This window comes from Mesorhizobium sp. B2-5-7 (assembly GCF_006440875.1).
GTDB lineage: Bacteria > Pseudomonadota > Alphaproteobacteria > Rhizobiales > Rhizobiaceae > Mesorhizobium > Mesorhizobium australicum.
In genome coordinates, this window is the sequence record NZ_VFUO01000004.1 from 658,465 (window position 1) to 684,657 (window position 26,193).

The 26,193-nt window shown below is 61.9% G+C and carries 23 protein-coding genes and 2 tRNA genes; 10 read left to right on the forward strand and 15 right to left on the reverse strand.

Translation table 11 applies throughout. The features are described from left to right. Positions 1-6 precede the first annotated feature (6 nt). The 4 genes from FJ543_RS21020 to FJ543_RS21035 form a co-directional block, all read right to left on the reverse strand. Positions 7-1,143: an ABC transporter permease gene (locus FJ543_RS21020; RefSeq protein ID WP_015316260.1), complete on the reverse strand. Its 1,137-nt coding sequence runs from the start codon at positions 1,141-1,143 to the stop codon at positions 7-9. After that, positions 1,144-2,151, reverse strand: coding sequence for an ABC transporter permease (locus tag FJ543_RS21025; protein ID WP_140876799.1), 1,008 nt, complete (start codon positions 2,149-2,151; stop codon positions 1,144-1,146). 133 nt (positions 2,152-2,284) lie between these two features. After that, on the reverse strand, positions 2,285-4,360 hold the full coding sequence (locus FJ543_RS21030) for an ABC transporter substrate-binding protein (protein WP_140876801.1): 2,076 nt from the start codon (positions 4,358-4,360) through the stop codon (positions 2,285-2,287). 103 nt (positions 4,361-4,463) lie between these two features. Further along, the gene (locus FJ543_RS21035) at positions 4,464-5,930 is read right to left on the reverse strand and encodes an alpha-glucosidase/alpha-galactosidase (protein WP_140715870.1); all 1,467 of its coding nucleotides are present in this window, start codon (positions 5,928-5,930) and stop codon (positions 4,464-4,466) included. Positions 5,931-6,177: 247 nt separating this feature from the next. Here FJ543_RS21035 and FJ543_RS21040 point away from each other — a divergent pair, with 247 nt between their 5' ends. Then, the gene (locus FJ543_RS21040; RefSeq protein WP_140614689.1) at positions 6,178-7,053 is read left to right on the forward strand and encodes an AraC family transcriptional regulator; all 876 of its coding nucleotides are present in this window, start codon (positions 6,178-6,180) and stop codon (positions 7,051-7,053) included. Between the two features lie 17 nt (positions 7,054-7,070). On the opposite strand, the gene FJ543_RS21045 is transcribed toward FJ543_RS21040, so the two are convergent. The 5 genes from FJ543_RS21045 to FJ543_RS21065 form a co-directional block, all read right to left on the reverse strand. After that, entirely contained in the window at positions 7,071-9,098 is a 2,028-nt protein-coding gene (locus tag FJ543_RS21045) for an aldo/keto reductase (RefSeq protein WP_015316255.1), read from the reverse strand. A 36-nt stretch (positions 9,099-9,134) separates the two neighbouring features. Then, positions 9,135-10,214, reverse strand: a complete 1,080-nt coding sequence (gene ugpC / locus FJ543_RS21050) for a sn-glycerol-3-phosphate ABC transporter ATP-binding protein UgpC (protein ID WP_140876803.1) — start codon at positions 10,212-10,214, stop codon at positions 9,135-9,137. Positions 10,215-10,222: 8 nt separating this feature from the next. Beyond that, entirely contained in the window at positions 10,223-11,059 is an 837-nt protein-coding gene (locus FJ543_RS21055; protein ID WP_140660715.1) for a carbohydrate ABC transporter permease, read from the reverse strand. Next, the gene (locus FJ543_RS21060; RefSeq protein WP_015316252.1) at positions 11,056-11,916 is read right to left on the reverse strand and encodes a sugar ABC transporter permease; all 861 of its coding nucleotides are present in this window, start codon (positions 11,914-11,916) and stop codon (positions 11,056-11,058) included. The genes FJ543_RS21055 and FJ543_RS21060 overlap by 4 nt, the downstream gene beginning before the upstream one ends. Before the next feature lie 94 nt (positions 11,917-12,010). Next, complete coding sequence (locus FJ543_RS21065) at positions 12,011-13,282, reverse strand: ABC transporter substrate-binding protein (protein ID WP_140715881.1); 1,272 nt, start codon at positions 13,280-13,282, stop codon at positions 12,011-12,013. A gap of 104 nt (positions 13,283-13,386) precedes the next feature. Between FJ543_RS21065 and FJ543_RS21070 the strand changes: the two genes are divergently transcribed. The 3 genes from FJ543_RS21070 (at position 13,387) to FJ543_RS21080 (ending at position 15,929) form a co-directional block, all read left to right on the forward strand. Then, on the forward strand, positions 13,387-14,259 hold the full coding sequence (locus FJ543_RS21070) for a helix-turn-helix domain-containing protein (RefSeq protein WP_140614694.1): 873 nt from the start codon (positions 13,387-13,389) through the stop codon (positions 14,257-14,259). A gap of 172 nt (positions 14,260-14,431) precedes the next feature. Further along, positions 14,432-14,507 (forward strand) — tRNA-Phe (locus tag FJ543_RS21075). Positions 14,508-14,720: 213 nt separating this feature from the next. Then, positions 14,721-15,929, forward strand: a complete 1,209-nt coding sequence (locus tag FJ543_RS21080) for an integrase arm-type DNA-binding domain-containing protein (RefSeq protein WP_064994782.1) — start codon at positions 14,721-14,723, stop codon at positions 15,927-15,929. Between the two features lie 294 nt (positions 15,930-16,223). Here FJ543_RS21080 and FJ543_RS21085 read toward each other — a convergent pair whose 3' ends face one another. After that, positions 16,224-16,766 (reverse strand): SLATT domain-containing protein, encoded by a 543-nt coding sequence (locus FJ543_RS21085; RefSeq protein WP_224656008.1) that lies wholly within the window; start codon positions 16,764-16,766, stop codon positions 16,224-16,226. Between the two features lie 25 nt (positions 16,767-16,791). After that, positions 16,792-17,673 carry a nucleotidyltransferase gene (locus FJ543_RS21090; protein WP_064994781.1) on the reverse strand — a complete coding sequence of 294 codons (882 nt, stop codon included), beginning with the start codon at positions 17,671-17,673 and terminating at the stop codon, positions 16,792-16,794. Between the two features lie 376 nt (positions 17,674-18,049). Between FJ543_RS21090 and FJ543_RS31860 the strand changes: the two genes are divergently transcribed. The 3 genes from FJ543_RS31860 (at position 18,050) to FJ543_RS21105 (ending at position 19,781) form a co-directional block, all read left to right on the forward strand. Next, positions 18,050-18,301 (forward strand): hypothetical protein, encoded by a 252-nt coding sequence (locus tag FJ543_RS31860; protein ID WP_084016061.1) that lies wholly within the window; start codon positions 18,050-18,052, stop codon positions 18,299-18,301. A 67-nt stretch (positions 18,302-18,368) separates the two neighbouring features. After that, a complete protein-coding gene (locus tag FJ543_RS21100) occupies positions 18,369-18,578 on the forward strand; it encodes a helix-turn-helix domain-containing protein (protein ID WP_084016009.1) in 210 nt (69 codons plus the stop codon). A 12-nt stretch (positions 18,579-18,590) separates the two neighbouring features. Continuing rightward, complete coding sequence (locus FJ543_RS21105) at positions 18,591-19,781, forward strand: site-specific integrase (RefSeq protein ID WP_064994569.1); 1,191 nt, start codon at positions 18,591-18,593, stop codon at positions 19,779-19,781. Positions 19,782-19,887: 106 nt separating this feature from the next. Here the strand turns inward: FJ543_RS21105 and FJ543_RS21110 are convergent. Continuing rightward, positions 19,888-19,963, reverse strand: a tRNA-Ile gene (locus FJ543_RS21110). Positions 19,964-20,098: 135 nt separating this feature from the next. Here FJ543_RS21110 and FJ543_RS21115 point away from each other — a divergent pair. Next, entirely contained in the window at positions 20,099-20,809 is a 711-nt protein-coding gene (locus tag FJ543_RS21115) for an SIMPL domain-containing protein (RefSeq protein WP_015316249.1), read from the forward strand. Between the two features lie 168 nt (positions 20,810-20,977). Here FJ543_RS21115 and FJ543_RS21120 read toward each other — a convergent pair whose 3' ends face one another. Both FJ543_RS21120 and FJ543_RS21125 read right to left on the reverse strand, forming a co-directional pair. Further along, positions 20,978-21,334, reverse strand: coding sequence for a hypothetical protein (locus tag FJ543_RS21120; protein WP_015316248.1), 357 nt, complete (start codon positions 21,332-21,334; stop codon positions 20,978-20,980). 279 nt (positions 21,335-21,613) lie between these two features. Next, a complete protein-coding gene (locus FJ543_RS21125; RefSeq protein ID WP_041163697.1) occupies positions 21,614-22,060 on the reverse strand; it encodes a YcgN family cysteine cluster protein in 447 nt (148 codons plus the stop codon). Positions 22,061-22,258: 198 nt separating this feature from the next. Here FJ543_RS21125 and FJ543_RS21130 point away from each other — a divergent pair, with 198 nt between their 5' ends. Then, complete coding sequence (locus tag FJ543_RS21130; protein WP_140876805.1) at positions 22,259-24,358, forward strand: OmpA family protein; 2,100 nt, start codon at positions 22,259-22,261, stop codon at positions 24,356-24,358. A gap of 399 nt (positions 24,359-24,757) precedes the next feature. On the opposite strand, the gene FJ543_RS21135 is transcribed toward FJ543_RS21130, so the two are convergent. Then, complete coding sequence (locus tag FJ543_RS21135) at positions 24,758-25,624, reverse strand: NAD(P)-dependent oxidoreductase (RefSeq protein WP_140876807.1); 867 nt, start codon at positions 25,622-25,624, stop codon at positions 24,758-24,760. A gap of 179 nt (positions 25,625-25,803) precedes the next feature. Between FJ543_RS21135 and FJ543_RS21140 the strand changes: the two genes are divergently transcribed. Further along, positions 25,804-26,070 carry a type II toxin-antitoxin system VapB family antitoxin gene (locus tag FJ543_RS21140; RefSeq protein ID WP_181174023.1) on the forward strand — a complete coding sequence of 89 codons (267 nt, stop codon included), beginning with the start codon at positions 25,804-25,806 and terminating at the stop codon, positions 26,068-26,070. The last annotated feature ends 123 nt before the right edge of the window (positions 26,071-26,193 follow it).

Genomic DNA, 26,193 nt, shown 5'->3' on the forward strand with positions numbered 1-26,193 from the left:
GTCCCCTCAATACGGATCGACGGCATCGCGCAGGCCGTCGCCGAGCGCGTTGAAGGCGAAGACGGTGACCAGCACGAAACCGACCGGCGACAGGATCCAGGGATAGGTACCGATGACGGAATAGGTCGCGGTGTCCTGAAGCATCAGCCCCCAGGAGATCAGGGGCGGCTTGACGGCAAAACCGAGGAAACCGAGGAAGGATTCGAGCAGCACAACCGTCGGGATGGCCAGCGTCACGGCGACGATCACGTGGCTCATCACATTGGGGAAGATGTGCTGCAGGATGATGCGCCGGTCGGTGGAGCCGACCGCCATGGCGGCGCGCACATATTCGATGCGCGCCAGCGCCAGTGTCTTGCCGCGCACCTCGCGCGACATCTGCGCCCAGCCCAACGCCGACATGACGATGATGACAAAGCCGAGGAACACATTGGTCGGCGCGGTGACAGGGATCAGCGTCGTCAGCGCCAGATAGAGCGGCAGTTGTGGGAAGGCGAGCACCAGTTCGACGAAGCGCTGCATCCAGACGTCGAACCGGCCGCCGAAATAGCCCGACACCATGCCGACAGTGGTACCGATGACCGTGATGATGAAGACCACCGTCAGCGCGATCATCAGCGAGACGCGCGAACCATGGATGGCGCGCGACAGCACGTCCCGGCCGAATTTGTCGGTGCCGAGGAAATGCACCGGCTGGCCGTCCGTCGAGGCGAACAAGTGCCGGTTCGCCGGGATCAGCCCGAAGAGCTTGTAGGGCGCGCCCTCGACGAAGAAGCCAAGCAGCCTCGGGTGGTCGTAGTCGGGGCCGACGATGGGCTGGAAGGTGACCGGATCGAGATCGGCCGAATCGGCCAGCGCATAGACCCTAGGCCGCGCGACGAAATTACCATCCTTGTCGTGGAAGGACGGCAGCTGCGGCGGGGCGAAGCCGACATCGGTCGCCTTCGGATCCATCGGGGCCAGGAATTCGGCGAACACGGCCATCACCAGCAGCAGCACGACCAGCCAAAGCCCAGCCATCCCGGTCCAGGAGCGCTTCAGCCGGCGCCAGACAAGCGCCATGTAGCTCTCATTGCCGCGTGCGGGCGCTACTGTGGCTCGCTCGGCCGGCAGTGGCGGTGGTGAAGGCTCTCGCGCCAGCATCTAGCCCTCCCCGAACTGGCGCACGCGCGGATCGAGCAGGACGAGCAGCATGTCGGCGATGATGTTGCCGACGATCAGCGTCGCCGACAGCACCATCATGAAGGTGGCTGTGACATAGACGTCGCCGACCGCCATCGAACCGACGATCGCCGGGCCGACGGTCGGCAGCGCGAAGATGATCGCCGTCTCGATCTCGCCCGTCAGCATGTATGGCAGCACCACGCCCTGGTACATGACGAGCGGATGCAAGGCATTGGGCACGGCGTGGCGCATGACGACGGCGCTGCCCGTCAGGCCCTTGGCCTTGGCTGTCTCGACATATTGCGCGTTGAGCGTGTCGAGCAGATTGCCGCGCATGACGCGCATATTGTAGGCGAGGCCGCCGAAGGTGGCGATCGCCACCACCGGCCAGACATGCTTGACCAGGTCGACGAATTTGGCCCACGACCATGGCGCGCCGCCATATTGCGGCGAGAAGAATGAGCCGATCTCCGACACGTTGAACTGGAAGACCAGGAGATAGACGATGATCAGCGCCATCAGGAAGCGCGGCACCGTCATGCCGAGAAAGGCGATGGCCGACAGCGTGGAATCGATCCAGGTGTATTGCCGGGTCGCGGCCCATATGCCGAAAGTGATGCCGAGCACCGAGGCGAGCAGATGGCAGACCAGCGCGAGCAGCAGCGTGCGCGGTAGGCGCTCGCCGACAACCTCGGCCACCGGCTTGTTGTAATAGAGGCTGTAGCCGAAATCGCCGCGGGTGACGATGCCGCCGATCCAGTTGAGATACTGGACGGGCAGCGGCTTATCGAGGCCGTGTTCGACGCGGTAGGCCTGGGCCTGCGCGTCGGCCTCCGCGAAGGAGGCTCCGCCCTGGTTGATCAGCTGCGAGCGGATGTAATCGGCATAATCGCCAGGCGGCGCCTGGATTATGGCAAAGGTGACGAGGCTCAAAATAGCGAGAACCGGGATTGCCGACGCTATGCGCGTGAGCAGGAATCGCAGCATGGACGGTCCGCTTCCTCATCTCGCCGGACGCTCCCTGGAGGGGCGTTCGGAGGGTTGGTTTGTCCCGGCCGCGCCATCGACGCGGCCGGGTGTCTCTCAGTCAGGGAGGGTAAACTTGCATCGGCCCTTAAACTTACATCGGGCCCTTGTCTCCAGGCTTGCCGGGAAGCTCTTCGGGGAACAATTCGTATTTCGCCTGTTTGTCGGCCGCGACGAAGACCCGTTCGCGGATGATCGAATCCTCCGCCCAGTTAAACATGAAGATCGGCGTGCCCTGCGGGATGTTGGAGAAGCGCTTGTTGACGATCAAGGCGCCGGGATATTCCGTCAGGCCGACATTGTAGACGTGCTCGGTCGAGACTTTCTGGAAGTCCCGCATCAGACTGGCGCGCTGGTTGTTATCCGCCGACGAGACGAACTTGTTGACGATGTCGACGAGGTCCTTCTCGAAAGGCATCAGGTCGACCTCGCCGCTTTCCGGCGCGCGGTGATCCCAGCTGGTCTTGGGGCCGACCGGAGCGAGTTGCACGGTGTTCTGCACCACGGAGGTCAGCTCCTGCTCATTGCGCCGGATCAGCCAGTCGAAGCGGCCTGAATATTGCGTGGCATCGCGCTGGGTGCCGTTAAGCCCGTTGAGCACGATCCGGAGGCCAAGCTTCTCCATCTGCGCGACCACGCCTTCGGCGAGGCTCTTGTCGGTCGTGTAGTCGTTGTTGACCAGCATCACGATTTCGACGTTCTTGCCGCCGGCGGTACCGGCCGGAAAGTTGACGATGCCGTCGCCGTCTGTGTCCTTCAGACCGGCCTTGGCGAGTTCGGCCTTGGCGCCCTCGAGGTCGAAAGGATAGTAGACGGTGGACTTGCGGTCATAAAAGCTGGTGCCCGAGGAAAGGCCGCCTGGATAGATGGCGGTGAACGGCCCCTTGACGAGGGAATCGCCCAGCGCCTTGCGATCAAGCGCCATGGTGACGGCCTTGCGGAAATCCTCGTTGCGGTTCAGTTCGCGGATCGCCTGGCCGCGCTCGTCCGGGTTGCCCCAGCCATTGGCGGAGAAGTTCAGGCGCAGATTGTAGCCGATCAGCCGCGGGCCGAAGGCAAGGCGCGCCGGCGCGTTCGCCTCCGCCGCGCGCTTCAGCGAGGCGACGAAGTTTTCCGGCTGCTCGAGGTTGGAGAAGTCGCCGGCGCCGGCGACCGCCTGAACGTCGCGGTCGGCCCAGGTCGACAGTTTGTAATGCAGCTCGTTGAGATAGGGCAGCTGGTTGCCCTTCTCGTCCACCTTCCAATAGTAGGGATTGCGGCGCATGACGATGATGTCGTCGGCCCGATAGTCGACCGGCACCCAGGCGCCCATGACAGGCATGTTCATATATTCCGGCGGGAAGGCGTTCTTGAACTGGTCGTAGGTGTTCTTCGAATATTTCGGGTGCTGCGGCTTCAAGATATGCGCGGGACCGGGGCAGAAGGTGCCATAGGCCATTGCGTAGAGGTGCTGTTTCGGGAAGGCGTCCTTGAAGCTCCACTCGACGGTGTAGTCGTCGATCTTCTTCAGCGTCGTGCCGACGCCGAAGGTTTCCTGGGTGGCGCCATTGAGCGGCGAGACGTTGGGATCCATGACCTCGTCGTCCCAGTAGAACATGACGTCGTCGGCGTTGAATGGCACGCCGTCCGACCATTTGGCGCCTTCGACGAGATGCATGGTCAGCTTGTGGCCATCGGCTGACCAATCCCAGCTTTTGGCGAGATTGGGCAGCGGCTCGGTGTCCTTCGCCTCGACCTGAAACAGCGGCGCGGTGCGCGTCAGGCACTCGGAAAGGCCGATGTCGATGCCGCCCCACCCTTGGGTCTGGCCGGCGCCGTAGTTCCAGCCTTCGGGCCTTCCGCCGATGACATGGCGCATCGTATCGCCGTAGACGCCGTCCGGCATGTTGGCGGTCTTGAAGACAAGCGGCTCTTTCGGCAGCCGATCTTTCACCGGCGGCAGCTTGCCGGCCTTGACGTATTTTTCCGTGACCCAATCGGGCTCGTGATAGTCGGGCAGCGCCTTGAACTCCAGGATGGAGTCGCGCGGCACGTACTTGATCTTGCCCTCGGCCGGAAACGTCGCCGGAACCGGTGGGATTGTCGGCTCGGAAGCGAAAGCGTTGAGCGCCGGAACGGAGACGCTCAGCGCCAGTCCGGCGGCAATGCCAATGCTGCGTAGGTTCCTCATTGTCTCCTCCCTCGTATTCAGACGTTTGCTGCTGCTCGTATTTGGCCTGGACGGCAGGCTGCGGTGGATCCGCCTCCCGTGGATCCGCCGCCGCGCCCGGTTCTCAGACGGCCTGTTTCAGCGCGGCCTTTTCGGCGCGCAGTTCCTCGATCGAGCGCACGCTTCGCCGCGCGGCACCGGCCCATTCCCGCGTCTTGACCGTGGATTTCGACAGCCTCTCCTTGGCTGCCGGAACCGCATGGGCATATTGCGGCAGCCATTGCGCCTGGGCGACGACCATTTCGTCGACCATCTGCCAGACCTCCTCCGGCGTCGACACCGCGCCGACCAGCGGATCATGCAGCACGGCAAGCTTCAGAAGATCGATGTCGCCAGATATGGCCGCGTGGACCGACATGCGCTGGACGTTGATCGAGGCCATGCAAGTAGCGGCACAGGCTTCCGGCAACGTGATGCCGGCGGCCATGTTGATGCCGAAACGATCGACGAAACCGGGTGACTCGATGATGGCGTCCCGTGGCAGATTGGTGATGACGCCGTCATTCCTGACGTTGAAGTGGCCACGATAGACGCGGTTGGTTTCCAGCGCCTCCAATATGTGGCTCGCATGCTCGTTCGAGCGCCTTGACGCGTCGATCGGTTTCGACGCCGCTTCGAGGAATTGCGGATATTCGGTCTCGAACCAGTTGCGGGTTTCCGTGGAATAGCGGAGGTAGCCGCCGGTCTCGCCATGGATCCAGTCGGACATGTCGATCCAGCGCGTGATCTCGTCGGGGCGCTTGCGGTACCAAGGCAGATATTCGGAGAGATGGCCGTTGCTTTCGGTCGAATAGACGCCGAAGCGCTTCAGCACATCGATGCGCAGCTTTTCCTGCTGGGAATAGACCGGATGTGCCTCGAAGGCGGCAATTAGCTCATCCCTGTCGATCTTGCGGCCGTTCAGCCGCAAATCGATGAACCAGGTCTGGTGGTTGATGCCGGAACAGACATAGTCGAGTTCCCGCGGCGATTTCGCGCCCAGCACCTCGGCGATCTGTTCGGCTCCGTGCTGGACGCCATGGCAGAGACCGACCGTGTCGACCTTGCCGTATTCGATCGCCGCCCAGGTGTTCATCGCCATCGGGTTGGCATAGTTGAGGAATTTGGCGTTGGTATCGGCGACTTCGCGGATGTCCTTGCAGAAATCCAGGATCACCGGAATGTTGCGCTGACCGTAGAGAATACCGCCGGCGCAGATCGTGTCGCCGACGCATTGGTCGATGCCGTATCTCAAGGGAATGCGGATATCATCGGCATAGGCTTCGAGGCCGCCGACCCGCACGCAGCTTATGATGTAGCGCGCGCCCTCGAGCGCCTTGCGGCGGTCGGTCGTCGCGGTCACCCTCGTTGGCAGATTGTTCGCCTCGACGATCCTGTCGAGGATCGCCTTGATCATCGCGAGATTGTGCTCGCTGACGTCGGTCAGCGCGAATTCGATGTCCTTGAATTCCGGCACGCACAATATGTCGGTGAACAGCTTCTTGGTGAAACCGACGCTGCCGGCGCCGATAATAGCGATTTTGAAACTCATCACCTTCACCTCGGTCCAATCGAATGCTAGGCAAGGAGCAGCAAGGGAAGAAAGATGGCCACACGCCTTTGGGCGCATGCCATTCAAGCCTGAATCCGGCTTTCTCTCCTCCCGCCCGCTCCTCGTTCGCAGGCTATTCGCGTTCTTCGAGGCGCGATTATGCGCTTATTCGCGGGCGCGGCCAGAGAAGGATTATGCTTTCAGGGGTAATTTTGTGCTGCGGGATTTAATCGCTAACGGAGAGTCAATGCGGACCGTCTCGCTGCCGCGCGGCCGCCAGCGCCTGCATGCCATGCCGACGAGCACGGGCTATGAGGTGCGCGAGGACGTGACCTATGACTGGGACGGGCGAAAGCGCGGTCAGACACCGTTCACCGTCCTGCAGCATACGATCGGCGGTACCGGCCGGTTGCGCTACGAAAACCGCGATTACCGCCTGCAGACGAACGACACGCTGCTGGTGCTGGTGCCGCACAACCACCGCTACTGGCTGGCCAGGGGCGAGCGCTGGGAATATTTCTGGATCTCGATGAACGGCGAGGAGGCGTTGCGCGTCCACAAGTCGATCCTCGACGTGTCGGGACCGGTCTTTCGGCTGCAGCCGGCGACGATCGATCATCTTGCCGATTGCAGTCTGCGTCTTATCAAAGGGGCCGCTTCTCCAGGCGCTGCTTCGGCGATCGCCTACGAGGCGGCGATGGCGCTCTACGACGATGTGTTCGGCTCGCACGCCTTTGCCGAAAAACAGAGTGCCATGCAGCCGGTCATCGATCATATCAACGCCAATCTCGACAAAGCCCTGCCGGTGGCGGACCTTGTCCAGATCAGCGGACTGAGCCGGGCTCATTTCTCACGCTGCTTCGCCGAGAGCGAAGGCCTGCCGCCCGCCGAGTTCGTGCTGCAGCAGCGGCTGCAGCGGGCGGCGAAATTGCTGACCAAGGCCGATTTCCTGCCGGTGAAGGAAGTGGCCATCCTGTGCGGGTTCGAGGATGCGAATTATTTTTCGAAGGTCTTTCGCCGCCTCTACGGCACGACGCCCAGCCAGTTCCGCACCACCGGCATGTATGCCAGCTTGCGAACGCCGGCCAGGCGCGGCGCCAAGGTGTCGGACGACGAGACCTGACGCCGCTTGAGACCTAATCAGGCCGCGTGCAGGCTGCCGCCGTCCAGCCACTCGAGTTCGGCTGGCGAAAGCGCGATGTCCAGCGCCCGCAGGCTGTCGTCCAGTTCGCCCAGCGTGCGCGGCCCGATCAACGGGACCGATGGGAAAGGCTGGTTGAGGACATAGGCCAGCGCAATATGGATCGGGCTCTTGCGCAGCCTGGCGGCGAGTTCGATCGCCCGGTCGCGGCGGCCGAAATTGCGCTCGGAGTACCAGACCCGCACCAGTTCCTCGCTGTCCAGCCTGTCGCGCCCGGCGCGGTCGGTGAAGAAGCCGCGTCCCTGGCTCGACCAGGCGAAATTCGGCATCTGCCTGGATGTCAGCCAGGCTTTCCAGTCGTCGGTGGAGGAGGTGATGCAGCCGGCCCAGATCGGCTCCAGCATTTCGGCCAGCGAAAAATTGTTGGAGAGCGCGCCGGGCTTCTGCTTGCCAGTGCGCTCGGCATAGGCAATGGCCTCGTCCATGCGCTGCATCGTCCAGTTGGAGCCGCCGAAGGGACCGCGAATACGCCCGGCCTTGACCTCCGCGTCCATGGCGTCGACGAACTCGCCGACCGGCACGTCCGGATTGTCGCGATGCATGAAATAGATGTCGACATGGTCGGTCTGCAGGCGGTCGAGCGACTGGGCAAGCTGCTTTGCGATCACGTCGGGATAGCAGAGCGGCGAGTGCGCGCCCTTGGCGATGATCACCGACTGCTCGCGCACGCCACGGTTTCTCAGCCATTGGCCGAGCAGCGTCTCGGTGTAGCCGCCGCCATAGACGTAGCCGGTGTCGAACAGATTGCCGCCAGCCTCGAAAAAGGCATCGAGCAGGATCGACCCGGAGGAGAAGGTGCGGAAATCCTCGAAGCCGAGCGCCACCACGGAGGTCGGTTTCGGCAGGCCCGGAATGGTGCGCTTGCCTATCGCGGTGCCGCCGGGCCGCAGAGGTCGGCCGGAGATGGTGTTGGTGCGCAGCGAGGCCTTCTCGATCTCGTACTCCAGCCCCACCGCCGCGCGCCATCTGTCTAGCACGCGCAAGGTGCCGAGGCTGTCGGCCCAGCCCATCCCCGGCCAGGCGAATTCCTGTCGCCCGGCGCGGATCGCCTCGCCGGCGGCATCGACCTCGAAGGAATAGACATGGCGCTTCTCGTTGACGCTGATAGTCTCTTGCGCGCCGTCGGCGCCGATCACGTCGATCCGGCCGAGGCCGACATCGCGGTCGCCGCCGGCGAACCAGAAGTCCGGCACCTCGATGCGGCCCTTGGTGCCGAAGATGCGCAGCACGTTGTCCTGGTTCAGCGAGATACTGCAGGAAACCTCGGCGACGATGCCACCGGGGAAATGCAGGACAGCGGAGGCCCATTCGTCGACGCCGGACTGGCCAAGGTGGGCGGCGCCCACCACCTTGTCGGGTTCGGCGAATGGCTCTCCCGCGGCAGCGCCGGCAATGAGGCGCACCATCGACACGGGATAGCCGCCGACGTCGAGGATGCCGCCGCCGGCGAGGTCGTTGGCGTAGAGCCGGTGCTCCGGCATGAAATCAGGCATGGCGAAGCCGAAGCTCGACTTGATCATCCTGATCTCGCCGATGACGCCGGACTTGACCAGGCCCACCAGTTGCTGCGTCTGCGGATGCAGCCGGTACATGAAGGCTTCGCCGAGAAAGGTGCCGGCCTTGCGCGCCGCATGCATAATGGCGTCGGCCTCGAAGGCGGTCAGCCCGAGCGGCTTTTCGCAAAGCACATGTTTTCCGGCTTCCGCCGCCCGGATCGCCCATTGCGCGTGGCCGGGATGCGGCACCGCGATATAGATCGCGTCGATTTCCGGATCGGCGAGAAGAGCGTCATAACCGTCGAGGATGCGGGCGCCGGGAAAGCTCTCGGCCAGACCCGGCTTGCCGGGGTTACGCGCGCCGATGGCGACCAGTTTCCCGGTGCGCGAACCGGCGACGCCGCCGGCAAAGGCCTTGGCAATGCCGCCCGGCCCAAGAATCCCCCAGCGAATGGGCGTTGATGCAGTCATGTCATTCTCCTTGCGGGCTTGGAAAGGGGCGGCCGGTCAGCGCAGCCGCAGCCCCTTTTCGTCGAACAGGTAGGATTTGCGGATGGAAACGGTGACCTCCGAGGTGTCGGGAATCTTTGCCGCGTCGCGCTGGATCACCACATCCTCGCCATGGGCCGTTCGGGCATAGAGGAAGCTCGTGCCGCCCAAATGCTCGACCACGTCGATGGCGGCGGTCAGGTCGGCGTCTCCTTCACCGGCGCTGCCAAAATGTTCCGGCCGCACGCCGACGATGACTTTGCTACCCAGTTCGGGCCCTGCGCATTTCAACGGTTGCGTGATGCGGGTCTTCTCCTCGCCGGCCAGCTCGACCACGACCCCTTTTTCATCACGCCCGACAATATGGGCCTTGATGAAATTCATCTTCGGCGAACCGACAAAGCCGGCCACGAACATATTGTCGGGATTGTCATAGAGCTCCAGCGGCCTGCCGATCTGCTCGATATGGCCGGCGCGCAGCACGACGATCCGGTCGGCCAGCGTCATCGCCTCGGTCTGGTCGTGGGTGACATAGACCATGGTGGCGCCGAGTTCCTTGTGCAGCCTTGAGATCTCGACCCGCATTTGGACACGCAGTTCGGCATCGAGATTGGAGAGCGGCTCGTCAAACAGGAACACTTGCGGCTCGCGCACGATGGCGCGGCCGATGGCGACACGCTGGCGCTGGCCACCGGAAAGTTTCTTCGGACGGCGGTCCATCAATTCGCTGATGCGCAGGATCTCGGCCGCGCGCTTCACCCGCCGCTCGGTGTCGGCCTTGGGGTTGCCGGTCATGCGCAGCCCGAAGGAGAGATTCTGCTCGACGCTCATATGCGGATAGAGCGCGTAGGACTGGAACACCATGGCGATGCCGCGGTCGGCGGGCTCGACATCGTTGACCACCTTGCCGCCGATGGCGATCTCGCCGCCGCTGATGTCCTCCAGCCCGGCGATCATCCTGAGCAGCGTTGACTTGCCGCAGCCCGACGGGCCGACGAAGACGACGAACTCGCCATCGGCGATGTCGATGTTGGCACCGTGGACGACTTCGAACGCGCCGAAGCGCTTGGTGACATTGGTGAGCGTGACGGTTGCCATTCTGCCCCTTACTTGACCGCGCCGGCGGCGATGCCGGCGATGAAATGACGCTGCAGGAGCACGAAGACGATGAGCATCGGCACGGTCAGCATGACCGCGCCCGCCATGATGCCGCCCCACGACACTTTGGTCAGGCCGATCAGCGTGCCAAGCGCCACGGGTGCTGTCATCGAACCCGGCTGGCTGTTGATCAGAAGTGGCCACAGATAATTATTCCAGGAGGCGAGGAACAGGATGATGCAGAGCGCCGCCAGCATCGGCCGCGCCAGCGGCAAGGCGATGAAGACGAAGATCCGCCACTCCTTGACGCCCTCGACGCGGGCCGCATCGAACAGATCGTCCGGCATCATCGAAAAACTCTGGCGCATGAACAGCACGCCCAGCGAATTGAACAGCGGCGGCACGATCAGCGCCACCCAGGTGTTGGCAAGCTTGAAGTCGCGCGCCACCATGATGAATTGCGGGATCAGCACCACCGCATAGGGCAGCGTGATGGTGCCCAGGATGATGGCCACGACCACGCTTTTGCCGAAGAACTGGTAGCGGGCCAGCGCCCAGCCGGCCATCGAGGTCAACAGCACCGACAAGACGGTGTAGGTCACCGCCACGCAAACGGAGATGACGATGGCGCCGACGAAGTCTGTGTCGCGCTGCAAATTGTTGAAATTGTCGATGAAATTGCCGCGCGGCAACAGTTCGATGCCCGGGCTGAATATGCCATTGTCGGGCATGGTCGAGAACACCACCATCATCCACAGCGGAAACAACCAGATCAGCGCCAGCGGCGTCAGGAACAGGTGCAGTGCGATGCTTCGTTTCAGTCTTGCCGACGAGAGCGAACTCATTTCGGTTCCCTCGTCAGCCATAGCTGCACCAGCGTGATGGCGATCGCCAGCCCGGCCATGGTGTAGGCGACGGCAGAGGCATAGCCGAAATTGAGCGAGCGGAAGCCCTGGCGGTAAAGCAGCAGACCGAGCGTCTCGGTGCCGCCGCCCGGCCCGCCACGCTCGGTGATCAGGAACGGCTCGGTGAACAATTGCATGGTGCCGATGATCGACAGCACGGCGCAGAAGACGATGACCGGCTTCAACAGCGGCAGGGTGATGTAGAAGAATTGCTTGAGCTTGCTTACCCGGTCGAGCGTCGCTGCCTCGTAGACATCCTCGGGAATGGACTGCATGCCGGCCAGCAGGATGATGGCGTTGTAGCCGGCCCAGCGCCAGGTGACCGCGATCATGATCAGCGCCATGGCCGGCGTGACATTGGAAAACCAGTCGACCTTGGGCAGGCCGATGCTGTTCAGCAGCTTGTTGACGATCCCGAAATCGAGGCTGAACATCAGCCGGAACACCGCCGAATAAGCGACCTCGCCGACCACCACCGGGGCGAAGAAGGCGAAGCGGTAGAGGCCGCGCGCCTTGAGCAGCGGCGAATTCAGAAGCACCGCCATCACCATGGCCAGCGCGATCATCACCGGAACCTGGATGACGAGGATGAGCAGCGTGTTCTTCAGCGCGTTGAAGAAGGCGGGGTCGCCGACCAGCCGGCCCCAGTTGAAACCGGGCGCGAAGCGCCACGGCACGGTGCGCGTCGCCTGGAACGAGATCAGGAACGAGGAGATGATCGGCCACACCCAGAAGATGGCGAAGATCAGGAGATAGGGCGTAAGGAAGCGATAGGCCGTGGCATTGCGGGCGCGCATCTTTTGTCCTCCTTCATCCCTGGTGTTGAAAGCAAGCGTGCAAGCGGCGGGTCCAGGACGACATAGCTGCCGTCCCGGACCCCGTCCTGGGAGTTCAGGACTTGACAGGCAGCCCAGTCGCCGAGGCGATCTGGCTGGCGGCATCGTCGAGTGCCGCCTTGGCGTCGGGATATCCGCCGGCGAGGTATTTGGTCTGCACGGCGCGCACGATGATCTCGGCATCGCTCTGGAACTGCGTGCCGCGGCTCGGAACGACCTTGGGCAAGGTGCCCAGAATATCCTTCCACACCGCTTGGCCGCCCCAGTAGGGCTGGCCCTGGTTGACGTAAGGGTCGTTCAGGGCCGAGACCAGTGATGGGACGAGGCCGAACTCCTTCAGCATGGTGATCTGGCCTTCATTGGTGCCGAGCGTGTATTTCAAATACTCGTAGGCCGCTTCCTTGTTCTTCGACGCCGAGGTGATGGCGAGCGACGAACCGCCGAGATTGGCGGCGTGCGGCCCGTCCGCGGTCAGGCTCGGCATCAGGTAGACGCCCCACTTGCCGTTTTCGCCGGCCGATTCGGTGCGGATGGTGCCTTCGTACCAGCCGCCATAGACCTGGGTGGCGACGGTTCCGGCGGTGTTGTTGGTGATCTTGGTGCCCCAGTCGGCCGACGAGACGATGCCCGCGTCCTTCATCTCCTTGACCTTGGTCATGGCGTCGACGCATTTGGGCTGGTTGACGGTGATCGACTGGCCGTCCTCGGCGAAATAGGCACAGCCCTGTTCGTTGGAGATCATGCGGAAGAATTCACTGTCACCGTTGAAATCGGCATTGGTCATCGAGACCCCTGGATTGGCGGCCTGGATTTTCTTGCCGGCGGCGATGAAATCGTCCCAGGTCTTGATCGATGCCGGATCGACGCCGGCCTTTTCATAGAAGTCGCGGCGATAGAAGGCGGCGACCGGGCCGGAATCCCACGGCATGGCATAGGCCTTGTCGCCGACTTCGAGTTCGGTACGCTTGAAATCGGGGAATTTCTTCTGGTCTTCCGCCGTGTAGCCCAACGTGTGCAGGTCGACGAAACAGTCGGGGAACTGGCTCCAGTAATTCTCGGCCTCGCCGTTCTCGATGGTCACGATATCTGGCAGGCCGACGCCGCCGGCCGCGCATCCGGCGATCGACTTGTCATAGGTCGGCTGGTTGCCGAGATCCTGGACCGTGACCTTGATGTCGGGATGGACCTTGTTGAAACCGGCAACCGTTGCCTTCAGCGACGAGGCGGCGATGTTCCAGCTCCAGATGGTGATTTCGCCGGATTGCGCGAAGGCCGGGGCTGAGCCCAAGGCAAGCGCTAGCGCGGCGCAGGACAGTGTGATGCGCATTGAAATCCTCCCATTTCATTTGCTCTCTCTGCGAGCCTGGCTAGACTAGGCACCGGCAAAGGCCTGTCCCGGACAAAGGGAATACAAAATTGGCGGAAAGTAAGATGCCCGAACGGCCGTTTTACCAGCCTGGTGCCAGCAGTGTGGAAGGCCTGCCTCTGCTGTTGCAGATGTTCCACACCAATCCGCTGGTGATGCTGAAGCCGCATTGGCATGCCCAGGTCGAGGTGAATTTCATCGTCCGCGGCTCCGTCCACTACCGCATGAACGAGCACGAAATCTCGCTCTCGGCCGGCGAGATGTGCCTGTTCTGGGGCGGCCTGCCGCACCAGATGGACGATTTGAGCGACGACGCCGTCTATGCCGGCGCGCACCTGCCGCTGGTGCATTTCTTCCGGCTGCACCTGCCGGCGGATATACGCCACCGGCTGATGACGGGTGCGACGCTGGTGACAAGCGCCACCGATCAATCCGACAATGACAATTTCGCCCGCTGGAACCGCTACGCCCGTTCGGGCGACCCGGCCAAGACCGAGCATGCCGTCAACGAACTCCTGCTGCGGCTGGAGCGGGTGCGGTTCGAGCCCTATCGGCTGGTGCCGGAAAACGCCGCCGGGCAGGAGGCGGGCAGCCCCTTCGACCAGCAGTCCTCACGCAATGTCGGGCGCATGTGCGATTTCATCGCCGAAAATTTCCTCTACGACATCGATTGCATGAACATAGCGGCCGCCGCCGATATCCACCCCAAATACGCCATGAGCCTGTTCAAGAAATCAACCGGCATGACGCTCAACGAATACGTCAACCTGTTGCGGCTGAGCTACGCGCAGGCGCTTCTGATGCATCAGGACGCCAATGTGCTGCGGGTCGCCATGGACTCGGGCTTCGGCTCGCTCAGCGCCTTCAACAAATCCTTCCGCAAGCTGGCCGGCATGACCCCATCCGACTTCCGCAAGGGGCTGCCAAGCGCCAGATAGGCGGGCGCACGGCATGGAAACCGACCCATCGGGCGACATTTCTTTTCCTGCGGGAAATCCACATCTGGGCGCTGGACAGGCCGGATTCCCATGCTATAACCCACGCGCTTTCAAGGGGCGCCCATGGTGCCTTCATGAAATCCGGAGCGCGAGTTTTCGTTAGCCGGAACAGGCCCAGATAGCTCAGTTGGTAGAGCAGCGGACTGAAAATCCGCGTGTCGGTGGTTCGAATCCGCCTCTGGGCACCATCCCCTCTTCTCCCGACAGTCTCTTTCGCCGAAGCATCTACGCTTTTGTCTCGGCAAATGTCTGAAATCCTTGGTAATTTTTGTGACGCAAGGCGCGGTTGGCCGTGTTTTGTGGAATTTCGGCGTAGTTGGTCCAACGAGGCGGAGGGCTGGTATTTTCGGTGGTATTGGAGATCCTGATGGTATCGATGCAGCCAAATGGAGCTCCCGGAAATGGCGCTTTCCGACGTAAAATGCCGAAATGCCCGACCCGCTTCAAAGCTCGTGAAATTGTCTGACGGTGGCGGGCTCCAGCTTTGGGTTCAGCCTACCGGATCTCGCCTATGGCGCCTCGCCTATCGTTTTGGCGGCAAGCAGAAGCTTCTGGCGTTGGGCAGCTATCCGCTCATCTCCCTGGCTGAGGCACGCGAGGCGCGCGATACCGCCAAACGTCTCCTCCTACGTGGCATCGACCCCGCCCAGGAGCGTAAGTCACAAAAGGCTTCGGCAGAGGACACCTTTCGCTCAATCGCGGAGGACTATGTCGACAAGCTGAAGAAGGAGGGTCGTGCCGACCGGACCATCACCAAGGTCAAATGGTTGCTCGACTTTGCCCATCCAACGTTGGGGGACAAAAGCGTTCGGGAGATTGATCCGGCCACAATTCTTGCCGCTCTCCGCAGCGTGGAGGTTCGCGGTCGATACGAGTCGGCCAGGCGACTGCGCTCCACTATCGGCAGCGTGTTTCGATATGCAATCGCAACCGCACGCGCCGATACAGATCCGACGATCGCCCTGCGGGGAGCACTCGTCGGTCCAACGGTCACGCCGCGCGCCGCCGTTACCGATCCTAAGGCCTTGGGAGGCTTGCTGAGGGCGATCAATGCATTTGACGGGCAGCCGACAACCCGAGCCGCCCTAAGGCTGATGGCCCTGCTGTTTCCCCGCCCCGGCGAGCTGCGCGCGGCCGGATGGGACGAGTTCGATTTCGAAAGCTCGGTGTGGAGCATCCCTGAAGGGCGCATGAAAATGAGACGGCCGCACCGCGTACCTCTCTCCAGGCAGGCCGTCGGGGTCCTGACCTCACTTAGAGAAACCTCTGGTGGGGGCACGCTGTTGTTTCCTAGTATTCGATCGGGCTCGCGTCCGATTTCCGACAACACGCTTAACGCTGCCCTTCGCCGTATTGGGTACGGCAAGGAAGAAGCCACCGCGCACGGTTTTCGAGCAACGGCATCAACTTTGCTAAACGAATGCGGAAGATGGCATCCGGACGCCATAGAGCGGCAGCTGGCCCATGTTGAGAACAACGACGTACGTCGCGCCTACGCCCGGGCAGAGTACTGGGAAGAGCGCGTAAAGATGATGCAATGGTGGGCCGATTATCTGGATGAACTCGAGAGCAAAAACGCGCGGGTGAAAACGGCGGTTGAAGATCGCTAAAACTGGGCCACCTTTGGTCTGGCGAATCTAATGACCAAGACATGGAGATTTGCAGCGCTGTACCATTGTACCGAATTAAACTCTGCGAGAGTGATCCCTCCCGCTTCGGGGCACATTAACACTGCCCGATTTTCTAGTGAAGCCAAGCATTCTGACTCGATTCGGCCCACACATGGCTGGAAGTGAAAGAGAGCTTTGCGCCCGATTTCGGTCGTTGAGACGCCCTTTACACTGTCCGAAAGGCCGCCGTTCGTTTATTTACCTAGCCTGCTGGCGGGACCGACCGGCGCTTGACTAAGCCCTGCTCGACCGCCTTAACGTGGTGGGCAGCATATCGTCGATTTCCTTGTCGGAGAACATAAGCTCCTCGTTGTCCTTCAAGGAATTCTGTGCCTTCTTGTAGGCCTTCCCGTCCGTGAAGGGTGCCGCCCGATAGATTTCGTGAAGGTTGGTCTGCAACTCGTCGCGCTGAGTCCGAAGGTCGTCAATTGGCACTGCCGTATTGAGCGCGTCGGTTATCAGGCTGAGGTAAGATTCTCGCACATTCCAGATGTCGGACGCGGTTTCCCTGTGTCGCTGCGCGAGAGCACCGGGGTCTAGGTCCTTCTGGTAGGCGTTGTAGATCAGGCTGAGAATGGCAAGCACGACGGTCGCGTATTCCGCATATTGCAGAAGCCCCGTCTCCGCCCTGAAAACGGTCGTCACCGCGCCGCCGGCGATGAGCGCGGACAGGATGATGTTGAACCACTTTGCATACCATTGATGGTCGGCAAGCCGCTCGGCCATCTTCTCGTGGATCTTGTGGGTGTAGGCGCAACGGCCGTAACACTCGCGCACTTGGCTCTCGAGTTGGTACCGCGGATCAAATTGGGAAGGTTGTGCCAAAGACGATCCTCCATTTCGCGCGGCGCTGTGCGGCTTTGTCGTCGGTCTGCATGTTGCAGGCCTCGACGGCGATATTGTAGTCACTGAGCGCCTTCAACCAGAACACCCCCGTCTTGTAGACGTAGGAACCGCTTCCCGGCATCCGCCAGTAAGTTTTCTCTCGGTCGAGGTCGTAGAGATACTTCAGGAAGTCCCGCGCCATGTAGTCATGATAGCCGTAGGATTTATCCCGATACTCCCACGTTTCGATGAACTGATAGGCAAGCGCGTCAATCAGCGCTCCAGTCATCGGAACGCTATTATGGTCTTTCCACACCCTCATCATGCGGCCGAGCGCTTTCAGGTTGCCGTTAACGGCCGTATTGCGTGTCTGGACGGCATTTATCTCTGCCCGGGGGTTGCACTGTCGCCAGGTACCTCCCCCGTTTGAATCGGCAAACGTCCAGGAACCGTCCGTGTTGTCGAAATAGGGGAGGATTTCGAATGTGATTCCGTCCGTGAAGGAGATGACGACAACCTGACCGTTGCCGCCGACGTTGCTGGAGCCGTAGGTTTTGAGGAGGGAGTTTTTCACGGCCTGAAGAAGTGCGGACTGACCGTTGCCCTGATACGCGCTGTATTTGACGTATTCCGCATAGGGGAGCTGGAAGCCGATATCCAGGTCGCTGATTCCGCGTGCGGCGGTGTCGCGACCGTAAGAGCCAACATAGAGACTGTGGGCGGAGCTGGAATCAGTGTTCCAGAAGTCTGTGTTAAGGCGCGTGGTGATACGCCGGTACCGCTGTCCTATCGAGCTGATCAGGTCGGTGCCGATATTGTAGTTATTCCGGAAGTTGTAGAACTCGTCAGATACGCCCATTCCCATCCCCACCAGCGGTAACTTCGTCGGGAGATGGCAATTTTATGCTTTCAGCGCAATAGCTTCGGTGTGCGTTCAACGGGAATATTACGCGGCGGACATGAACTATGCTCGCGGGCTGTGGCGAGGGCTGATGTCAGTTTCTTCCTCATTTGGATATCAACTCGCGCCCATGGGATTGCGCTCCTGCCGGAATGCCCCCCGTTCACACGTTGCTGCCAGTTTACGCCGAACGAACTAGTCAGGCCGCTTCCGCTTAACGAGGCTCTTCTTATTTTAGCCAAACATGATCTCCTCGCTGCGGAATGGCAACTAAGATGTGGCTTTTGTGCTTCGATACCCACACGCCGGGAATACCAGGACCGAGGCAGCGTCCATGAAGAGTGACGCAATCTCGTATGCCCCACGAGGGCTATCTCGTGAGGAAGCGGCTCGCTACATCGGTGTAGGATCGACGCTCTTTGACGAGATGGTTGCCGATGGGCGAATGCCGAAGCCCAAGCGCATCAACAGCCGCGCTGTCTGGGATCGTGTAGCCCTGGATATTGCTTTCACCTCGTTGCCGGACAAAGATAGCCGCCTTCAAGAGCTGTTGGAACGAAGTAGGCGGGAGGTAGAAAAGCGATAGAAAATACGTTTATTGCGTATACGCTGCGGACGTAGTACGATGAAAGCCCGTGTGCGGAAGGCATGACGTGAGCGAGAACGACAAACTTGCGCAAGACGTGAAAGCATGGCGGGCCAAGGAAGGGTTCACTGCCGCAGCCGCGGCCAAGGTGCTTGGAATACCGAAGCGCACCTTTGAAGGCATAGAGCAAGGAAGAGGCTTTCCTTACCCGGTGCTCCTGCGGGTTGCCATCGAAAGCAAAACCCGTTCGGTACGGGCAGATCTGAAAGGGTCCTGAAAGGAGCATTTGATGGCTCGCCCATTTAAGGACCCCAGTTACCCTGGGGTATCTTCGCGCCTCAAGAACGGCAAGCGAATCTATCGCTACCGCGCAAAAGGCGTGCCCGAGATGCACCTTCCTGGCAAACCTGGCGATCCCGAGTTCGAGGCGGCTTACGAGAAGGCCACGCAGGGCCAACACAAGAATGCAGGGATCATCGATTTGCCCGGTCGGGCACTGCCTGAAACTTTTGGCCATGCCGGGCGCCGGCTTGAAACGACAATGGAGTGGCTCGATTTTGATGAAGCGACGCAGCGGAAGAATGCGCGACTGATTGAGCGTTTTCTTAATCTGCGGGTCGATCCAAATTACCCACTCACTTGGCGCGATACTCCGGTGCAACATCTCGACGCGGATCGGCTTCGCGCCATCATCGAAAGCATCTTCAGGAGCAACCGCACAGTCGCCAAACATATGCTGGTTGCCATCAAGAAGCTTTTATGGGTCGCGACCGATGTCGAGAAATGGATAAAGCCGCAGGATGATCCTTCACTGTCAATTCGCGTACGCGTGCCCAAATCGACCAAGAACCCGGCTTGGCCAATTGCGATCCGAGAAAAGTACGAGGAGCGGCATCCGATCGGGACGCCGGCTCGGACGTGCTACGCGCTTGGTTTCTGGCTCGGCAACCGACGAGGCGACATCGCTGACCTTGAATGGGATGATCTCGTGACCGAGGAGATCGAACTGTTCGACGGTTCCTTGGCATTGATCGAGGCGTTCGCCTTCCGACAGAAGAAGAACCGAAACCGTCATGGCGGACGGGAGATGTTTATCCCGGTGGTGGACAAACTGGCGGCTGCGCTAGACCCGCTTGACCGCTCGAAGGGTGGAACCGTCTTGAAGAATGGCTATGGCAACCCGTTTTCAGAAAAGAGCCTGACAGGCATGATGCAGCATTGGGCACGACAGGCCGATATTCCTGACGGCTATACGCTTCACGGCCTGCGCCGTACCTTCGGCACCTACCTCGCTGAATGCAACATCCAGGCCCGGGCCATCATGGACGCCATGGGGCATTCCTCCATGACGGTGACGGATGACTACGTGCGTGAGGCCAACAAGAAGCGGATCGCGGTTGATATTGCTCGCGCGATCAACGAGCGCGAGGCCAAACGCGACGCCATGAAGCGACGGGCAAACCTCCGCATCGTCAGATAATCACACCGAGTCGGAACAAACCGGGACCACGGTCCTTGTTTTGGCCCATAATGGACCCAAAACGTTTTGGGCCGAGGGCACTTTTCCGAAATAAAATCAATGGTCATGGTGGGCCCGGAGGGACTCGAACCCCCAACCAAGCGGTTATGAGCCGCCGGCTCTAACCATTGAGCTACAGGCCCCACGCGGGCTGGATTAATGTTTTTCGCATCGCGGCACAAGGCTTTCCCGGCGGGCTTTCGCAGATCGCCCAAATCAACCCATAATCGCGCTCTACGCGCCCCCCTGCGACTTGATCGCAGACCAAGGAGATTTTCATGACCAGACATCTTTTGCCCCTCGCGCTCGCCGCTGCAATCGCTTTTCCGGCGATGGCTGGAGCCACCGATCTGCCGACCCCGCCCCGCATCATCGTGTCCGGCGAGGGCGAAGCAACCGTGGCCCCCGATCTGGCGGTGCTGACGCTCAGCGTCATGCGCGAAGCCAAGACGGCGCGTGCCGCACTCGACGCCAACAATGATGCCATGGCCGCGGTGATCGCCGCGATGAAGGCCGCCGGCATCAAGGATCGCGACCTGCAGACCGCGGGCATCCAGATCACCCCCCGCTACAACTATACCAACAAGCCGGACGGCAGCCAGGAGGCCGAACTCGTCGCCTATCAGGTGACCAACACGCTCTCGGTGCGCGTGCGCGACGTCGACAAGACAGGCGAGATCCTCGACAAGGCGGTGTCGCTCGGCGTCAACCAGGGCGGCGGCATCGCCTTCACCAATGACAATCCGGCGGCCACCGTCACAGAGGCCCGAAAGAAAGCTGTCGCCGACGCCATGGCCAAGGCCAGGACGCTGGCCGAGGCGGCCGGGGTCAGCCTGGGCCGGGTGCTCGAGATCACCGATCAGAACATCAGGCCGGCGCCGATGCCGATCAACGCCAAGGCATTCGACGCCGCGGCCGGCGCGGCGCCGGTACAGGCCGGCGAGAACGCCTACAATGTCCAGGTCACCGTTACCTTCGAACTGAAGTAGGCGGCGCTGGACGCCGTGGCTGAGCATTGCTTGGCCACGGACCTGCTCAAGAGAGACCGCCGCGGGCATTAAAAACCCCGCGGAATCGCTCCCGCGGGGGTTTCGGGCCACTTCTTTCCCTAGGGAAAGGGGCTCCAGACCTTCACAGAAGGTCCACGCCTGAGATTCTCAGCGGTTGATGACCGGGCAACCGCGCTCGTTGGCGAACACGATGACGACGCGGTCGCCGTACTGACGGCCCATCACCTTGACCACGCGGCGGTTGACATCGACGATGCGGGCACGGTGCAGCCCCATGCGCTCCGCCTTGTCGAGGGCGCGGTCCGGCGAGCAGCCACGGCGCCAGTCGTCGCGGCGCTCGTCCCGGCGGTGGCGATAGCCGTCGTCGCCGGCATAGACGCCGAAGCGCGGATCCTGGTTGTTGCCGAAGCCAAGATAGAGGCTGTCGGCATGGGCGGGGATGGCCGCCAGCGTGCCGAGGCCGACCAGAGCCGAAAGCGCTGCCGTCTTGATGGTGGTGTACATGGTTCTCTCTCCTTGTTGCGGGCTTGCGCCCTCCTCGTGAAACCGATGGCGGGAGAATGCACCGGCCTGTCTGAACTATTTACGAACTGCCCGTTCATCCGCGGTTCATGTGGCGCCACACGGCAAAGCGCCGACCTTTCAAATCTCTCGCCGGCCAAATCCCTTACCGGCCAAATCCTTGCCGGCCAAATCCTTGCCGGCATTCTACAATATCGCGTCAGGCGCCTTGCCCTCGCACGGTTTCCGACAGGCAAACTCCTGACGATCTACCTGCGCGCGTCAGGGCTCGTCGTCGAGCATAAAGTCAAAATAGTCTTCCGGCTCGGCCAGGTCGGTCTCGCTCGCCTTGACCCGGCCGCGCATGGAAATGCCGGCCTCGTGCACGGTCTCGGCACTGCCGGAAACCAACCGATGCCACCAGTAGAGGTCGCGGCCTTCCGCCACCAGCCGGTAGGCGCAGGTGCTGGGCAGCCAGCTGATGGTGCGCACATTCTGCGGCGTCAGGCCGACGCAGTCGGGAACGCGCGCCAGCCGGTTGGCATAGTCCGCACAGCGGCAGCTCTCGGCGTCGAACAGCCGGCAGCCGACGCTGGTCCAGTAGATTTCACCGGTGTCCTCGTCCTCGAGCTTGGACAGGCAGCACTTGCCGCAGCCGTCGCAGAGCGATTCCCACTCGGTGGGGCTCATCTCTTCCAGCGTCTTGGTCTTCCAGAACGGGGTTTCCATTTCCGGCATGTGGCCCCAGCCGCCGCCAAGGTCAAGCGCGGCGACAGCCGGAATGAGGCTGCAAAGGGGGCCGAATGACATGAAGTTGCCTTCAAAAGGTCGGCCAATAGCCCTGTACAGCCCCTAACGATGGGCAACTGGAACCAATTTCGTTAAAAGCGGTTTCGGCAAGGATGGGACCCCACAAGGAGAATTTCGATGAAACGCCAACCACGGATTCTGGCAGGCACGGCCCTTGGCCTGTTGATGGCATCCGCGCCGTTAGGCGCGTCCCCGCTTCAGGGGACAGCCGCGTTCGGCCCCATGCAACGCGGGGGGACACCGCTGATCATCCTGGCGCAGGACACCCCCACCGACCAGGGACAGGGCGACGAGGAACAGCCGCGCAAGAAGAAGCGCGAGCAGCAACAGCAGACCGAGACCGCTCCGGCCGCGCAGCAGCCCGCCCCCGCGGCTGAAGAGCAGCAGCCGCGCAGGAAGAAGCGCGACCAGCAGCAGCAGGCCGAGCAGGCGCCCGCCGGCGAGGCCGCGCCCGCAACCGACGAGCAGCAGCCGCGCAGGAAGAAGCGCGACCAGCAGCAGCAGACCGAACAGGCGCCCGCCGGCGAGGCCGCGCCCGCAACCGACGAGCAGCAGCCGCGCAGGAAGAAGCGCGACCAGCAGCAGACCGAGCAGGCGCCCGCCGGCGAGGCCGCGCCTGCCAACGACAACCAGCCGACCAAGCCTGGCAGGAAACACAAGCTGGACCAGCAGAAAGAGGCGCCGTCCGCCGTGCCGGAGACCGCTCCGACACCGAAGCAGGCTCCTGCCGGCGAAGCGACGCCGAAGGTTGAATCCCCTCCCGCCGGCGAGCAGGTTCCCGCCCAGGGCGAGCAATCCCAAGACAAGACGAAGAAGCACGGCAGGAAACCGGCTGGCGAACAGCCGGCGAATGGCGAGCAGCCCGCGACCGGCGAACAGCCGCCGACCGGTAGGCAGCCCACCACCGGCGAACAGCCGGCGACGGGAGAGCAGCCCGCCACCGGTGGGGCCGCTACCAATGGGAAGGCCGCGCCTGTCCAGGGCGAAAACCCGGTTCAGGGCGAAGCCCCCGCCGACAAGGATGCCGCCCCCATCCTCGACAGCCAGAAGGATGCCAGGCGCAAGGGTCGCGGCGAGAACGGCCAGGGCGGCGGGAACCCGGCCACCCAGCCCGCCAACCAGAATGGCGAACAGCAGAACGGCGGGCAGCAGAATGGTGGGCAGAATGCCCAGCAGGGCGGTGACCAGGGCCGGAAGCCGGTAGTGGCGCCGGTGGATCAGGGTCCGCCTCCAACCGACGACAGAGCCGCCCAGGAGGCGATCAAGACGGAAAAAATCGTCCCGGTGACGCAGGAGAAGGGCAAGCGGCTCGAGCGCGCGCCTGACGAGGACATCCGTGACCGCCGCCGGCCCAAGGGCGTCGACGTGCTCAAGGAAATCGGCGACCGGGTGATCGTCCAGTTCAACGACCAGACGTTCGTCCAGAGCAACGATCGCCCGCGCCTGACCCGCGGCGCCAAGGATGTCTACTACGAGGACCTGCCGCAAGGCCGCACGCGCGAGACGGTCGAGCGCGACAATGGCTTCCGGATCGTCACCATACGCAACCGCTACGGCGACATCCTGCAGCGGTCGCGCATCGCGCCCGACGGTCGCGAATACGTTCTGAGCTATGTCGACGAGCGCAGCTACCAGGACGAAGATGACTGGCGCGATCCCGGCGATGACCTGCCGCCGATGCGGCTGACCATCCCGCGCCGGGACTACATCCTCGATTCCGAGGATGTCGATAGCCCCGACGACTATTACACCTTCCTCGAACAGCCGCCGGTGGAGAAAGTGCAGCGTCTGTATTCTATCAACGAGGTCAAGCGTTCGGCTCGCGTGCGCGACATTGCACGGCGCATCGATCTCGACACGCTGAACTTCGAATTCGGCTCGTCCTCGATCTCCGACACCGAGGTGCAGAAGCTCCAGGGTGTCGCCGACGCCATGGAGAAGCTGTTGAAAAAGAACCCGGCCGAGACCTTCCTGATCGAGGGCCATACCGACGCCGTCGGCACGCCCGAGGCAAACCTTGCTCTGTCGGACCGTCGCGCCGAAGCGGTCGCCGAAGCGCTGACCAACGCCTTCGGCATCCCGCCCGAGAACCTGACGACACAGGGCTATGGCGAGGAGTACCTGAAGGTCGACACCTCGGCGCCCAACCGCGAGAACCGGCGCGTCGCCATCCGCCGCATCACCTCGCTCGTGGCGCCGGTGGCGAGCAACAACTGACCTGCTTTTCCAGCGACTTGCAGTGGTTTCTGGAACGAGGTCGGCAACAAGGTCCCATCCCGATCAACCGGGATGGGACGAACTGCCGACGGCACGGCCCGGGTCAACAAGAATTGTACAGGCCTTGGAGCCGGCTCATTGAATCACCGGGCTTCGCACCCCAGATTCCTGACTGGGCGTTCCCTGCCCCGTCCCGACTCCAGCGGGACGCATTGAGCCCCGCCGGCCCTCTCCGGCGGGGTTTTTTGCTTTCAGATCCACTTGATGCCTACAGAAGAAAACGGCGATCAGAGGCTTGAGCGGCTTCGTCGGGAATCGATGAGGGCACCAGTCAGGTGAACCGGAGCCGTTCGATGTCGAGTCATTTTTTGAAAGCAAGCGGCGGCGGCAGGATCGCCTTCAGTAGATGTTCCTGATCTTGCTGTCCGTCCTGGCAAACACCTCATCCGGCACAAAAAAGTCTCCGGCCAGCGGTCCGGTTGCGTCAGGCGCATAGACCGACAAATCGCTGACGCCCTCGGCGCGCAGCACCTCTTCGTCGATGTAGAAATTGCCTGATGCCTCGCGCGACGGCCGCATGAAGATCGCGTGCGCGGCATCGGCCATGATGTCCGGCGACCGGCTCATCGCCGCGACCGTGGCTCCGCCCAGAAGGTTGCGTACCGCGGCCGTGTCGATGGTCGAGATCGGCCACAGCGAATTGACCGCGATGCCATCCCTGGCGAATTCCGCGCTCATGCCCAGCGTGCACATCGACATGCCGAACTTAGCCATGGTGTAGGCGACATGGTTCTTGAACCATTTGGCCTTCATGTCGAGCGGCGGCGCCAGATTCAGGATGTGAGGGTTTTTCGCTAACTTCAGGTGTGGAATGCACATTTTGGACACGAGGAAGGTGCCGCGCGTGTTGATCTGATGCATCAGATCGTAGCGCTTCATGTCGGTTTCCAGCGTGCCGGTAAGCTGGATGGCGCTGGCATTGTTGACGCAGATATCGATGCCGCCGAATTTCTCGACGGTTCTGCCGACCGCCTCGGCCACCTGCGCTTCCTCGCGGATGTCGCATAGCACCGGCAGTGCCTTGCCGCCGGCCTGCTCGATCTCTTCAGCGGCGCTGTAGATCGTTCCCGGCAGCTTCGGATGCGGCTCCGCCGTCTTGGCGGCGATCGTCACATTGGCGCCGTCGCGCGCGGCGCGCAGCGCGATCGCCAGCCCGATGCCACGTGACCCGCCGGAGATGAACAGCGTCTTTCCCTTGAGCGACATTTTTCCTCCGCCTGGATTGTCTTGTGTCGCGATCCTTGCGCGCGCCAGAGCGGGATACAAGAGCTTGTGGTGCGACGCGATGGTGACGTAACGGAGGGTACCGTGCCTTGTCGGCTGCAAACGACGTGGCGCCGAAACCGATTTGGCGTATAATTCCATACCGCATGGCAGATCACCAAATGGCTTTGTTCATCAAGAATGTCGAAGTGGAGCGGTTGGCCCGAGAACTTGCCAAGAGCCGTGGTGTGCCGGTGACCGAAGCGATCCGGCAGAGCCTCGAAAATGAAACTGCTCGCGAAAACCTGACTTCTCAGCAAAACGAGTCTGACCTGATCGCGAGGCTGATGGAAATTTCAGAGCAAGCAGGCCGGATACCTGATCGGGACCACCCAATGACGGAAGACGAAGTACTCGGTTACGATGAACTCGAAATTCCGAGCAGATGATGGATACTTCGTCCGCACCGTCGCGCCGCCCCTCATTGCCCTGCCGGTGTCCAGCCGATAGATGGGTTACAGAATGGACCGGATACATAGGTAACAGTTCTCCCCCTATGCGTCCGCCGCAGC